Consider the following 13,244-nt stretch of genomic DNA (forward strand, 5'->3'; position numbering starts at 1 on the left):
GTTGATCAGCGATCGGACCTCTCGGGGCCGGCCCGCCCTCCGCCCGATGACCGCAGCGGTGCTTTGCGGAGGCGCGTGGCGCGTCGCGGTGCGCGCGCGATGGCGGTGGCGAACAATCCCGGTGGCCTCGGTCGGCGGGTCCGGCGTACGGGAATAGGGAGGTGTCCTTGCTCGGCTTCGTCCTCGCGCACCTGGTGACGGCCCTGTTCCTGCCCGCGATCGCCCGCCGGGACACCCGAGCGGCGTTCCTGATCGCGGCGCTGCCGCCGGCTGCCGCAGGCGCGTGGGCCCTGACGCGGACGCCCGGAGTGCTGGCCGGGCGGACACCGGCCGAGACCGTGCAGTGGGCGCCGCTGATCGGCCTGAACCTGGATTTCCGGCTCGACGCGCTGGCCGTGCTGATGATCATCCTGGTCTCCGGGCTGGGCGCGCTGATCCTGATCTACGCCGACGCCTACTTCCCGCGCGACCGCGGTGACGCCCGCCGGTCCGCGCCGCTGCTGCTCGGGTTCGCGGGCGCCATGCTCGGGCTCGTCCTCGCCGACGACCTGATCACCGTCTACGTCTTCTGGGAACTCACGACGATCTGCTCGTTCCTGCTGGTCGGGCAGGCGGGCATCAGTCGCGAATCCCGCCGCTCCGCGCTGCAGGCGCTGATGATCACCACGCTCGGCGGCCTGGTGATGCTGCTCGGCTTCGTCCTGCTCGGCGAGACCGCGGGCACCTACCGCATCTCCGAACTCGCCGCGAACCCGCCGACCGGTCCGGCGATCACCGTCGCGGCGCTGCTGATCCTCGTCGGCGCGTTCACCAAGTCCGCCCAGCTGCCGTTCCACAACTGGCTCCCCGCCGCGATGGTCGCGCCCACCCCGATCAGCGCGTACCTGCACGCCGCCTCGATGGTCAAGGCCGGTGTCTTCCTGGTCGCGCGACTTGGCCCCGTCTTCGGCGCGCTGCCCGAGTGGCGCTGGCCGACCGCGGTCTTCGGCCTGGCCACCATGATCTTCGGCGGATGGCGCGCGCTGCACGAGCACGACCTCAAGCGATTGCTGGCCTACGGAACGGTCAGCCAGCTCGGGTTCCTGATGGTGCTCTTCGGCGCGGGCAGTCACGACGCCGAGCTGGCCGGGGCCACCATGCTGCTCGCGCACGGCCTGTTCAAGGCAACGCTGTTCCTGGTCGTGGGCATGGTCGACCACCAGGCCGGCACCCGCGACATCCGCAAGCTCTCCGGGTTCGGCCGCGCGCAGCCCGCGCTGGCGATCGTGGCTGCGCTCGCCGCCGCCTCGATGGCCGGACTCCCGCCGCTGCTGGGCTTCCTCGGCAAGGAAGCCGCCTTCAGCGCCTTCCACGACCCGGTGATCCTCGCCGGGCTGGTGCTCGGCTCGATGCTCACCGCGGGCTACACGCTGCGGATGTGGCTGGGCACCTTCACCACCAAGGCGCTGCCCGCGCCGAGCACCATCAAGCCCGGCGAGCTGCAGGCGCTGATCCCGGCCGCGCTGCCCGCGCTGGCCGGGCTCGCGCTGGGCATCGGATACCCGCTGGTCGACGCGCTCGCCGGGGCCTTCGCGAAGTCCTTCCCCTCCCCGGCCAAGCCCTACCACCTGGCGCTGTGGCACGGTCTCAACCCACCCCTGGTGCTATCGGTGATCGCGCTGGCCGGTGGTGTCGTGCTGCACGTGTACCGCGACCCGCTCACCGCGCTGCGCGCTCGCTGGCCAAAACCGCTCAACGCCCAGCGCACCTACGAACGGATCACCGGACTGCTGGAACGCGTAGCCGTCGCTGTCACGGCCCGCACCCAGGTCGGTTCGCTGCCGACCTACGTCGGCATCATCCTGCTGACCGTGCTGGCCGTGCCGGGCACCGCGCTGGTGCTGCGCACCACCGTCCCGGACGACCTGCGCGGTTACGACTCGCTGATGCAGCTCCCGCTGGCCGCGGGAGTGGTCGTCGGGGCGCTGGCGGTGTTGCGCGCGCAGCGCAGGCTCACCGCGGTGCTGCTGGTCGGCGTCGTCGGCTACGGCATCGGCGGGCTGTTCATCGTGGACGGCGCGCCGGACCTGGCGCTGGCCCAGTTCCTGGTGGAGACGCTGACCATCGTGGCGTTCGTCTTCGTGCTGCGCCGCCTGCCCGAGCGGTTCACCGAGACCGACACGGCGAAGCTGTTCGGCCTGCCCAAGGCCATCATCGCGACCGGAGCGGGCGTGTTCGTCGCGCTGGCCGCGATCGTGTTCAGCGCCGCGCGCAGACATCCGCCGGAGGCCAGCGACTACTTCATCGAGCACGCCGAGAAGGGCGCGGGCGCGACGAACGTGGTCAACGCGATCCTCGTGGACTTCCGGGCCTTCGACACCGTGGGCGAGATCGCCGTGCTGGCGGTCGCCGCGACCGGCGTGGCCAGCCTCATCCTCGCTTCCCGGCACGAACGCCGGAGGCGTAGCACCCGCGTCGCCAACCAGGAGGCCGGTGAATGAAGACTTCTCGCAATCCGGACTGGTCGGAGTGGGACGCGCCGACCGAACGCTGGTTGCTGTCCGGCTTCCGGCGCGAGGGCGCCAAGCGCTCGATGCTGCTGGAGCTGGCCGCGCGCATCGTGTTCCCGACCGTGCTGGTGCTGTCGATCTACCTGCTCTTCGCCGGGCACGACCGGGCGGGCGGCGGCTTCAGCGGCGGACTGGTGGCCGGGCAGGCGTTCGTGCTGCGCTACCTGGCCGGTGGCCGAATGGACGACAGCGCGATCGTGTCGATGCGGCCGCCGGTGCTCATCGGCACTGGGCTCACCCTGGCCACCTCGGCGGCGCTGCTGCCGCTGGCATTCGGCGGCGCTCCGCTGCAGAGCGCGATCTACAAGCTCGCGCTGCCAGCCATCGGCGAGGTCAAGTTCGTCTCCAGCCTGGTGCTCGACAGCGGCGTGTACCTGCTGATCGTCGGCGTCGTGCTGGACCTGCTGCGCACCCTGGGCTCGGGCATCGAGTCCGACGCCGACGCCGCGGCGAGGGGGCAACCATGACGATCAACCTGACGCTGGCCGTCGTGGTGGCGGTGCTGTACTCGGTCGGCTTCTACCTGCTGATGCAGCGCTCCCTGATGCGCGTGCTGCTCGGCATCGTGATCCTCGGGCACGGTTCCAACCTGCTGCTGCAGACCGCGGGCGGCCCGCCCGGGCGGGCGCCGATGCTCACCAGCGCGAGCCCGGAGCAGATGACTGATCCGCTGCCGCAAGCGATGGCGCTGACCGCGATCGTGATCACCTTCGCGCTCACCACGTTCCTGCTCGCCCTGGCCTACCGGTCCTGGACGCTGCTGGGTCACGACGAGGTGCGCGACGACGTCGAGGACCGGCGCATCCAGCGGCTCGAACGCCGGCAGGTCGAAGAGGAAGAGGAGGAGGCCGCGTGACGGTTCTGGTCGCGCTGCCCGTGCTGCTACCGCTGGCCGCCGCCGGGCTCACCCTCGCCCTCGGCGCGTACGCCGACGTGCAGCGCCTGCTCGGACTGCTGGTGCTGGGGGCGATCATCGCCGACGCCGCCGCGCTGCTGTACCTTGCCGACACCTCGGGGCCGGTCGTGCTGCAGATGGGCGCCTGGCCCGCCCCGTTCGGCATCACCCTGATCGCCGACCGGCTGTCGGCGCTGCTGCTGCTGGTGTCCTCGGTGGTGACCTTCGCGGTGCTGATCTACTCGATCGGCCAGCGCATCACCGACTACGGACGGGAGGCCTCCAGCACCACCTTCCACCCGATGTACCTGATGCTGTGCGCGGGGGTGTCGCTGGCCTACCTCACCGGCGACCTGTTCAACCTGTTCGTGGCCTTCGAGATCATGCTCAGCTCCTCGTACGTGCTCATCACGCGCCGCACCAAGGCCGAGCGGGTGCGCGCCAGCATGACCTACACGATCGTGAGCCTGGCCTCCTCGCTGCTGTTCATCACCATGATCGCGCTGGTGTACGCCTCCACCGGCACGGTCAACCTGGCCGATCTCGGGCAGAAGGTGCACGAGCTGCCCGACGGTCTGCAGACCGCGCTGGCGCTGCTGGTGGTGATCGTCTTCGGCGTGAAGGCCGCGATGGTTCCGCTGCACTTCTGGTTGCCGGACAGCTATCCGACCGCGCCAGCTCCGGTCACCGCGGTGTTCGCGGGCCTGCTCACCAAGGTCGGCATCTACGCGCTGATCCGGACCCAGACGCTGGTGTTCTCGCACGCGTCCAGCTGGAAGCTGATGCTGGGCATCGCGCTGATCACCATGATCGTCGGTGCGCTCGGCGCGCTCGCGCAGAACGACCTCAACCGGCTGCTGTCCTTCCTGCTGGTCAGCCACATCGGTTACATGCTGTTCGGCCTCGGCGTCTACGACGTGCTGGGCCTGACCGGCGTGATCCTCTACGTCGTCCACCACATCACCGTGCAGGCGACGTTGTTCCTGGTCAGCGGGATCATCACGCGGCACACCGGCACCGTCGCGCTCACCAGGATGGGCGGGCTGGCGAAGGCTGCGCCGCTGATCGGCGTGCTGTTCGCGCTGCCCGCGCTGAGCCTGGCGGGGGTGCCGCCGTTCTCCGGTTTCGTCGCCAAGCTCGCCCTGCTGCAGGCAGGTGTGAACGCCGGGACGATCGCCGCCTACGCGGTCACCGCGACGGCCGTGCTGACCAGCCTGCTCAGCCTCTACGCGATGGCCAGGGTGTGGACCCGGGCGTTCTGGGGACAGGTCAAAGCGCCCGCACCGGACCCGGACCCCACCGACGAGCTGATCGTGGGCACCGCCAGCTCGAGCCGTCCGATGCTGATGGCGACCGGGGTGCTGGTGGCGACCAGCGTGGTCATCGCGGTGCTAGCCGGCCCGCTCGCCGGGATCAGCGGGCGCGCGGCGAGCGACCTGATGCACGCCGACACCTATCGCAGCGCGGTGCTGGGAGGTGATCGTCATGGCTAAGCGACTCACCCGCGGGAAGCGGCTGCTGCGCCGGGTCCCGCTGATGATCTGGCTGACGCTGGTCTGGGTGCTGCTGTGGGGAACCTTCGATCTCGGCACGCTGCTGTTCGGCCTGGTCGTCGCGGCGCTGGTGAGCCTGCTGTTCCCGCTGCCGCCCATCCGGACCGGCATGGTCGTGCGCCCGCTGCCGCTGCTGCGGCTGATCGGCTATCTGGGCTGGGACCTGGTCGTGTCCACGATGCGGGTGACCTGGCAGGCGCTGCGGTTCGGCCCGAACGCCACGGCGGGCATCGTCGGTGCCCGGCTGCGCATCGACTCCGATCACCTCACGGCGCTGGTGGCCAGCGCGATCTCGCTGGCGCCCGGCCAGTTCGTGCTGCAGATCGATCGGGCCAACCGGATCTGCTACGTCTACGCGCTCTGCCTCGACGGAGAGGAGTCGGTGCGCCGCGAGGTCGCCCGCCTCGAACACTTCGTGGTCTCGGCCGTCGGCTCGGCGGCCGAGCGGGAACTCGTGCGGGAGGCCGGATGACCTGGGTATTTCTGACGACGCTGGCGTTGCTCGCCGTCGCCGGGCTGCTGGTGGTCGTCCGGTTGCTGCGCGGGAGCACGACCCTGGACCGGATCGTCTCGGTCGACGTGCTGGTCACCCTCATCGTCGCCGCGACCTGCGCGGGCATGGGCTGGCAGCAGGACGGCTCGAACATCGCGCTGCTCGCCGCGTTCGCGTTGCTCGCCTTCATCGGCTCGATCAGCGCGGCCCGGCTGACCGAGCGAAGGGAGCCCTACCGGTGATCGTCCTCGACGTGTTCTCCGCGATCTGCTTGATCGGTGGTGCGCTGTCCTGCCTGTTCGGCGCGATCGGGCTGCTGACCTTCCCGGACGTCACCGCGCGCCTGCAGGCGGCCACCAAACCGCAGACGCTCGGACTGCTGCTGATCCTCGTGGGCACCGCGGTCCAGCTCAACTTCAGCCTGGCCACGGGGCTGATCCTGGTCGGTCTCTTCCAGATGCTGACGGCACCGGTGCTGGCGCAGCTGATCGGCCGCGCCGCCTACCGCACCGACAGCATCAAGCGCGACACCCTGATCATCGACGAGTTGGGCGAGCGCATCGAGGCCGAGCGTCACCGCAGCGGTTGACGGTCTGCGCCGACCCCGGGCGTCCGCCGCCGGGTCCCCCCGTTGTTGGTCGCTGAACTGGCGGTTGTCCGCCGAGGGTCGATCTAGAACCGTCCCGATTGGGCAAGTTGACCACGGCCGGTCACTGACAGCGGTCAATATGATCAAATAGACCGGTACGGGTTACCACGGAAGCGTCGGTGGTGTGCCGACGTGGCGCAGAAGGATGTGGAGCCAGCATGAGGCGGATCGGCCGCCTGCTCGCCGGAGTCGCGATCGGGTTATCCCTGTTGTTCACGCCGGTGGCACCGGCCGCGTCGGCGGAGCCCGCCCCCGCGGCCGTGGTGGTCGCCCAGCAGCCCGCACCCGGTCAGCAGCCGGGGGGCGAGACGCCCGCCGAACGCGAGCGGCGAACCATCCTCGGGGTGGCCGGGCTGGTGCTCATCGGCGCGGTCCTGGTCAGTCGCAGGCTGCGCAAGAAGCCGGTCCTGTTCGTCGAGTGGAAGAAGAAGTAACGGCGCGGGAAAACTCGGTGAGCGAGCGGTTTCCACGCCGATTCCCCGGCGCGAATTCTCGCCATGGACTAGACCTGACGACGAACCTGTGGGATTTTCATAAGTGATCGTGCGCGCGGAGCATTAGTCAGCCGACCGCGTGGTTTCGGGTGAGTAGCCCGCGAAGACGTGGGCCGGCACCGGGAAGCCCCCCGACCGGTGCCGGCCCACACCTATTTCTCGTGGCGCGGAATCGGCGCTGCGGTTGCCGGATCGGTCCTTCCGGCGGTCTCTCGAGCGCCTCGAACTCCGATCGAACTCCTGGCTGGAGCGGCGCGGCGTGCTGTCCGGCCGGTCGGGCGACCTTTGCGGTCCCGCCTCGAGTTCGACCAATTTCGAACCAGCAATTGACGTTTTGTCCGTATCATTTGCTGGCTCACTCAAAAGTATGAGGTGGCCGGATTCTTTTGTGCCAGTAATCGGCCCGGGTGAAGAAGAACCACCCGTTCGGCGCAAGGTGGGTACCGGTTGTCGTCGCGGCCCATCTCCGCAGCGCGGGACGGATCTCGCTGCGGCAGGATGGGTGCAAATGCGTACCACCCCGCCCGCCGACGAATCCGCGCCGCAGGCAGCGCTGCGCGACCACTGCCGAGCCGCCGTGGACGATGCCGAGGCCGAACTGGTGGGGCTCTCCCGCGGTATTCACGCCGATCCCGAGCTCTCCTTCGAGGAGCACCGAGCCTCGGCCAAGGTCGCCGATGTGCTGGCGCGACGTGGCTTCCGCGTGCGAGCTCCGGTCGCGGGCCTGGAGACCGCGCTGATCGGCGAGTACGGCACCGGTGAACTGGTCGTCGGGATCTGCGCCGAGTACGACGCGCTGCCGCAGGTCGGACACGCCTGCGGGCACAACGTCATCGCCGCCGCTGGGGTCGGCGCCGCGCTCGCGCTCGCCCGGGTGGCCGACGAGGCGGGATTGACCGTGCGGCTGATCGGCACGCCGGCCGAGGAGGTCGGCGGGGGCAAGGTCGTCATGCTGCGCGAAGGCGTCTTCGACGACCTCGCGCTGGCGGCGATGGTGCATCCGGGTCCGGAGGAGATCTGCCGCCCGGCGTCGCTGGCGATCAACGACCTCGAGGTGCGCTACACCGGTCGCGCCGCGCACGCCGCCTCCGCGCCGGAACTGGGCCGCAACGCTGCCGACGCGCTGACCGTCATGCAGGTGGCGGTCGGGCTGCTGCGGCAGCACCTGGAGCCGCGACAAATGGTGCACGGTATCGTTACGGAGGGTGGCGCGGCGCCGAACATCGTGCCCGCGCGCACCGCGGCGGTCTACAACCTTCGCGCTGCGGAGGAGAGCTCCCTGCGACGCCTGGAGAACCGCATCCGGTCCTGCTTCGAGGCCGGCGCCACGGCGACCGGGTGCTCGCACGAGATCGTGCAGGTGTCCCCGGTGTACGCGGAGCTGGATCCGGACCACTGGCTGTCGGAGCAGTACCGCCGCGCGATCACCGAGCTCGGGCGAAACCCGCTCGATCGGAGTGTTGAGCGAGACCGGGTCATCGGCAGCACCGACATGGGCAACGTGACCCGGGCCCTGCCCGCGATCCACCCGATGATCGCGGTGGACTGCGGCGACGCGGTCAACCACCAGGCGGAGTTCGCCGCCGCCTGCGCCACTCCGTCCGCGGATCGGGCGGTGCTCGACGGCGCGGTGGCGATGGCCTGGACCGCGCTGGCCGCGGCGACCATTGGTGCGCAGCGCGAGCGACTGCTGGCCGGTGCGCGTGACCGAGCAACTGAACAGAACCACACGTCTGGAGGCACGGCGTGACCGTGGTGGATTCCCGCGGCCCGGACCCGCGGGACGAGGAGCGGGGCGCGGCGGAGATTCCTTCCGCCGCGCAGACGATCTTGCTGGCGACCGACGAGCCGTCCGCGCAGTTGGACAGCACGATGGGGGCCATGGGGTCCGATGTGGAATCCGAGGTGGCCGACCTCGGTGCGGGACGCGGGCCGTCCTGGCTGGACGCCTGGCTGGCGGCGAACGCGCAGCGCGTGCTCGCCTGGCGCCGCCACATCCACGCGCACCCCGAGCTCTCCCGAGCCGAGCACCGCACCACCGCTTTTCTCGCCGACCAGCTCGGCCAGGCCGGGCTCAAGCCGTGGCTGCTGCCAGCAGGAACCGGTCTGACCTGCGACATCGGTGACTCCGGCCCCATGGTCGCGTTGCGCGCGGACATCGATGCGCTACCGCTGACCGAGGCCACCGGACTGCCGTTCTCCTCCACAGTGGACGGGGTAGCGCACTCCTGCGGCCACGACGCGCACACGACGATCGTGCTGGGCGCGGCGTTGGCCCTGGCGACGGCTCCGCGGCTGCCCGGCAGGGTGCGGCTGATCTTCCAGCCTGCCGAGGAGGTCATGCCGGGCGGTGCGCTGGACGTGCTGGCCACCGGCGCGCTGGATGACGTGGAGCGGATCTTCGGGCTGCACTGCGACCCGAAGCTGGAGGTCGGGCAGGTCGGGATCAAGGAAGGTGCCATCACCTCGGCCACCGACCTGCTGGAACTGCGGCTGAACTCGCCGGGCGGGCACACCTCCCGGCCACACCTGACCGGCGATCTGGTGCACGCGCTGGGAACCGTCATCACCGGGCTGCCCACGCTGCTGTCCCGTCGCGTCGACCCGCGCACCGCGACCGTGCTCACCTGGGGCGCGGTGCACGCGGGCGAAGCCCCCAACGCCATCCCGCAGGACGGCGTGCTCACCGGCACGCTGCGCACCGCCGATCGCGACACCTGGGCCAAGCTCGAACCGCTGGTGCACGAGCTGGTGCACAGCCTGCTCAGCCCGCTCGGCGTGGGCTTCGACCTGCAGCACCGGCGCGGCGTCCCACCGGTGGTCAACGAGGCGGCCAGCACCGAGCTGCTGCGCACCGGTGTGGTCACGGCGATGGGCCCGGAGGCCCAGGTGGGCACGCCGCAGTCCTCCGGCGGCGAGGACTTCGGCTGGTACCTGGAGCACGTGCCCGGCTCCTTCGGGCGGCTGGGCGTTCACTCCGGGACCGGGCGCACCCTCGACCTGCACCAGCCGACGTTCGCCCTCGACGAGCGGGCGCTGTTCGTGGGCATCCGGACCCTGGTGCACGCCGCGCTGCAGACGCTCGAAGGCTGAGAACTCCACCGGATCGGGGTGTATCGAGCGGGCAGGTGTATCTGTGGGCGGTTCCAGCTCCTCTTTACGGATATGCGAACCAGAACAACCTGCCCGCAGCTTCCGCCCGCTCTCGATCCGCAGAGCCCGTTGCCGACCCGGCACGGCGCGCTGCTGCGCGGTGATGCCGAACGGCTGCTCGGCGTGGAGCACGTGGCCGAGGCCCTGCGCGAGGGCGAGTGGGTGCAGCCCTGGCGCGGGGTTCTCATCCCGGCGCCGCTGGCCGAGGAACCGCTGGCCCGCGCGGCCGCAGCGACGCTGCGCGCCGACCAGCGCTCGGTGCTCTCCGGGGCCACGGCGGTGGCCTTCCACGGCTGCGCTCCGATCCCGGACGAGGTGCACCTGACCGTTCCATACGGCTGCGAGCTGCGCACCCAGGCCGGTCTGGTGGTGCGGCAGTCGTGGATCCGGGAGGCGGATGTCGACGTGCTCGATGGGCTCCGGGTGCACGCGCTCGACATCGCGCTCGCCGAGCTGCTGTGCACCGGCCCGGAGCGCCGAGCCCTCGATTGCTTGGAACGGGCGTTGGCCGGGCTCGGTGATCGCGCCGAGCGGTTCCGAGCTCTGGTCGGGCAGCGACTGGCCCGCCGCGTCGATCGCCGCGGTACCCGGCGGGCACTCGGATTGCTCGAGCTGGCCTGGGTCGATCCCGCGCTCGCCGCGACTGCCGGGGACGCCTGATGGAAACGGTATCTTTCACATCGATTCCTGTTAACCAGATCATCGATCATGTTATTTTGACTGCGGATATCGAGCGGAAGGACGCCCCGTGCCCACGACTCCATCCGAGCCGATCGAACTGGTGCTGCTCGACGTCGGCGGCCCGATCTACGACGACATCGCCTACCGGGACGCTTTGCTGCGCGCCGCGCAGGAGCTCGCCGAGCAGGACGGTCGCACCGTGGACGAGGACGAGTTCCAGCGCGTCTACGACGAGCACCGGCAGCAGCAGGGCGGCTCGCTGCGATCCAAGATCGCGCAGCGGTTCTTCACCCCGGAACACCGGCAGAGCCTGTCCGAACTGGCCCACCGGCGCTGGGAGTACCCGCCTTCGTGCCTGTTCGACGACGTGCTGCCCGCGCTGGGCAAGCTCGCCGCGTCCTACCGGATCGCGCTGGTGGCCAACCAGCGCACCGCGGTGGTCCGGGCCCTGCGCAGGGACGGCATCGCCGAGCACGTCGACGTCTGGGCGATCTCGGAGTCGCTGGGCGTGGAGAAGCCGGACCCGCGGATCTTCCGCCACGCCCTGCGCGAGGCCGGCGTCGACGCCGCTCGCGCGGTGCACGTCGGCAACCGGCTCGACTCCGATGTGCGCGGTGCCAAGGCGGTCGGGCTGCGCACCGTGTGGGTGCTGCGCGGCGAGGCCCCGCCGAACCCCACGCCGGAGCAGCTCGCCGAACCCGACCTGGCCGTGCCCTCGCTGGCCGAACTCCCCGAGGCGCTGGAGAGGCTGGCTTCGTGACGAGCGAGCTCGTCGCAGGCGTCGACATCGCCACCGCGAACGCGCGGGTTCAGATCCACGACCCGGCGGGCAATCTGCTCGCCGCGGCTTCGCGGTCGCTGCCCGCACCCGAGCGATCGGGCGCCCGATCCGAGCAGGACGCCCGGAGCTGGTGGCCCGCCGTCCGCGACTGCCTGGCCGAATGCACCGCGGGCCTCGGCTCGCGCAGCGCGGAGATCACGGCGCTGGCCGTTGCGGCCACCTCCGGCACGGTCGTGGCGGTGGACCGCTCGGGACGGCCGCTGGGGCCCGCGCTGATGTACGACGACCGGCGCGCCGAGCACGAAGCGCGCATCGCGCGACGGGCGGGCGAGTCGCGCTGGCGGCGTTCCGGCATCACGCCCTCCGCCGGTTCCGGCCTGACCCGGATCGCCCACCTGGCCCACGCGCATCCCGAGACGGAGCGGGTGTGCCACACCCCGGAGGTGATCGGCCGCGAGCTGGTTGGACACCCGGTCCCGGCCGACACCAGTCACGCGCTCAAGAGCGGTTATGACGTCGTCGCCGAGGAGTGGGCGAGCGAGGTCTTCGTGGCCTTGGAAGTGCCCGAACGCCTGCTACCAGCGGTCGTGCGTCCCACGACGCCGCTCGGACGGGTCTCCGCCGAGGCAGCCGCGTCGACCGGGCTCCCGCGCGGATGCGAGGTTCGCGCGGGCATGACCGACGGGTGCGCGGGTCAGCTGGCCGCAGGCGCGGTCGATGTCGGCCGGTTCGTCACGGTGCTGGGCACGACCATGGTGCTCAAGGGCGTCGCCCGCGAGCTCGTGCACGATCCGGCGGGTGCGGTCTACAGCCATCTGCACCCCGAAGGCGGATGGTTGCCGGGCGGCGCCGCCGGTGTCGGGGGTGCAGCGCTGGCCGATGCGGCCGTCGATGAGCTGCCCGAGCTGGACGCCGCGGCCGCCGCCCGCGGACCGGCGGACATCGTCGACTACCCGTTGCGCGGTCGCGGTGAGCGCTTCCCGTTCCTGGCACCGAGCGCCGAGGCGTTCCGGCTCGGCACCCCGGTAGATCGAGTCGAGGAGCACCGGGCGCGTTTGGAGGGCGTCGCCTTCTGCGAACGCCTGGCGCTGGAGCGGCTGGACGAACTCGGTGCGACGGCCGTCGGGCCGATCCGGACCGCGGGCGGCGGCGCTCGCAGCGCGGTCTGGTGCGGGATCCGCGCGTCCGTGCTCGGCAGACCGGTGCTGCGCGTGCGGGAGGCGGGAACCGCGCTGGGCGCGGCGTTGCTGGCCGCAGCCGGCACGGTGCACCCGGACCTGAGCACGGCGGCGCGAAGCATGGTCCCGGCCGCGGAATCCGTCGAACCGGCACCGGACGAGCGGCTCGAGATCAACTACCAGCGGTTCCGCAGCGAACTGCGCGACCGCGGCTGGATCTAGAGGTCGCGCGGCGTGCCCGGCCCCACGTTGTGGCAGGGACGGATCCGCAGCTTCTCCACGTAGTCCTCGGGAGCCCCGGCGGCCTCGGCCGCGTCGGCGAGCACTCCGAGGTAGCGAGCCGACGGCAGGCCGCCCTCGTAGGCGTCGAGCACGTACAACCACGCCAGCACCGGGCCGTCGAGCGTCTGCACCCGAAGCCGCAGCTTCTTGTGCATCCCGAGCTCGCCGCCCTCCCAGCTGTCCAGGTTCCGCTCATCTTCGGGGCTCACGTCGTAGAGCACCGTGAAGACCTGCGAGCCGGGCTGCTCGACGATCGTGGCGAGGGCGCCTTCCCAACCGTAGTCCTCACCACCGAAGGTCAGGCGCCAATCCATCAGCCACCCGGTTCCCGCCATCGGGGAATGCGGTGCGCGCTTCAACATCTGGGCCGGATCCATGTTGGATCCGTACGCGGCGTACAGAGGCACGTGCACCAGGGTAACGATCGTTCGCGGAGAAGGTGGAACGGACCACGGCACGAACGGGGGTTGGTTGCGAATTCGTTCGCCGCTGCCGGAAGCGGTGGCGTCCGCCCTCCGGGTCGAGCGCCCGGATGC

At 70.9% G+C, this 13,244-nt stretch carries 14 protein-coding genes; 13 read left to right on the forward strand and 1 reads right to left on the reverse strand.

What is annotated here, in order from left to right; all coding sequences use genetic code 11:
• Positions 1-161 precede the first annotated feature (161 nt).
• The 13 genes from mbhE (at position 162) to ABD289_RS07135 (ending at position 12,648) form a co-directional block, all read left to right on the forward strand.
• A complete protein-coding gene (gene mbhE / locus ABD289_RS07075; RefSeq protein WP_425564589.1) occupies positions 162-2,480 on the forward strand; it encodes a hydrogen gas-evolving membrane-bound hydrogenase subunit E in 2,319 nt (772 codons plus the stop codon).
• Entirely contained in the window at positions 2,477-3,016 is a 540-nt protein-coding gene (locus ABD289_RS07080) for an MnhB domain-containing protein (protein ID WP_344127893.1), read from the forward strand. The genes mbhE and ABD289_RS07080 overlap by 4 nt, the downstream gene beginning before the upstream one ends.
• Positions 3,013-3,405 (forward strand): Na(+)/H(+) antiporter subunit C, encoded by a 393-nt coding sequence (locus ABD289_RS07085; protein WP_344127895.1) that lies wholly within the window; start codon positions 3,013-3,015, stop codon positions 3,403-3,405. Before ABD289_RS07080 ends, ABD289_RS07085 begins: the two co-directional genes overlap by 4 nt.
• On the forward strand, positions 3,402-4,937 hold the full coding sequence (locus ABD289_RS07090; protein WP_344127897.1) for a Na+/H+ antiporter subunit D: 1,536 nt from the start codon (positions 3,402-3,404) through the stop codon (positions 4,935-4,937). The genes ABD289_RS07085 and ABD289_RS07090 overlap by 4 nt, the downstream gene beginning before the upstream one ends.
• Positions 4,930-5,469 (forward strand): Na+/H+ antiporter subunit E, encoded by a 540-nt coding sequence (locus ABD289_RS07095; protein WP_344127899.1) that lies wholly within the window; start codon positions 4,930-4,932, stop codon positions 5,467-5,469. Before ABD289_RS07090 ends, ABD289_RS07095 begins: the two co-directional genes overlap by 8 nt.
• Positions 5,466-5,732, forward strand: coding sequence for an MrpF/PhaF family protein (locus ABD289_RS07100; RefSeq protein ID WP_344127901.1), 267 nt, complete (start codon positions 5,466-5,468; stop codon positions 5,730-5,732). Before ABD289_RS07095 ends, ABD289_RS07100 begins: the two co-directional genes overlap by 4 nt.
• Complete coding sequence (gene mnhG, locus ABD289_RS07105; RefSeq protein ID WP_425564600.1) at positions 5,732-6,079, forward strand: monovalent cation/H(+) antiporter subunit G; 348 nt, start codon at positions 5,732-5,734, stop codon at positions 6,077-6,079. Before ABD289_RS07100 ends, mnhG begins: the two co-directional genes overlap by 1 nt.
• Before the next feature lie 218 nt (positions 6,080-6,297).
• Entirely contained in the window at positions 6,298-6,573 is a 276-nt protein-coding gene (locus ABD289_RS07110; RefSeq protein ID WP_344127905.1) for a hypothetical protein, read from the forward strand.
• A 568-nt stretch (positions 6,574-7,141) separates the two neighbouring features.
• The gene (locus ABD289_RS07115; protein WP_344127907.1) at positions 7,142-8,383 is read left to right on the forward strand and encodes a M20 family metallopeptidase; all 1,242 of its coding nucleotides are present in this window, start codon (positions 7,142-7,144) and stop codon (positions 8,381-8,383) included.
• Positions 8,380-9,726, forward strand: a complete 1,347-nt coding sequence (locus ABD289_RS07120) for an amidohydrolase (RefSeq protein ID WP_425564590.1) — start codon at positions 8,380-8,382, stop codon at positions 9,724-9,726. The genes ABD289_RS07115 and ABD289_RS07120 overlap by 4 nt, the downstream gene beginning before the upstream one ends.
• A 72-nt stretch (positions 9,727-9,798) precedes the next feature.
• A complete protein-coding gene (locus ABD289_RS07125) occupies positions 9,799-10,446 on the forward strand; it encodes a hypothetical protein (RefSeq protein ID WP_344127909.1) in 648 nt (215 codons plus the stop codon).
• A gap of 88 nt (positions 10,447-10,534) precedes the next feature.
• Entirely contained in the window at positions 10,535-11,227 is a 693-nt protein-coding gene (locus tag ABD289_RS07130; protein WP_344127911.1) for an HAD family hydrolase, read from the forward strand.
• Positions 11,224-12,648, forward strand: a complete 1,425-nt coding sequence (locus ABD289_RS07135) for an FGGY-family carbohydrate kinase (RefSeq protein WP_344127913.1) — start codon at positions 11,224-11,226, stop codon at positions 12,646-12,648. The genes ABD289_RS07130 and ABD289_RS07135 overlap by 4 nt, the downstream gene beginning before the upstream one ends.
• On the opposite strand, the gene ABD289_RS07140 is transcribed toward ABD289_RS07135, so the two are convergent.
• On the reverse strand, positions 12,645-13,115 hold the full coding sequence (locus ABD289_RS07140; RefSeq protein WP_344127915.1) for a gamma-glutamylcyclotransferase family protein: 471 nt from the start codon (positions 13,113-13,115) through the stop codon (positions 12,645-12,647). The genes ABD289_RS07135 and ABD289_RS07140 overlap by 4 nt on opposite strands.
• Positions 13,116-13,244 lie beyond the last annotated feature (129 nt).

It is taken from the genome of Saccharopolyspora halophila (genome assembly GCF_039531955.1).
Lineage (GTDB): Bacteria > Actinomycetota > Actinomycetes > Mycobacteriales > Pseudonocardiaceae > Saccharopolyspora > Saccharopolyspora halophila.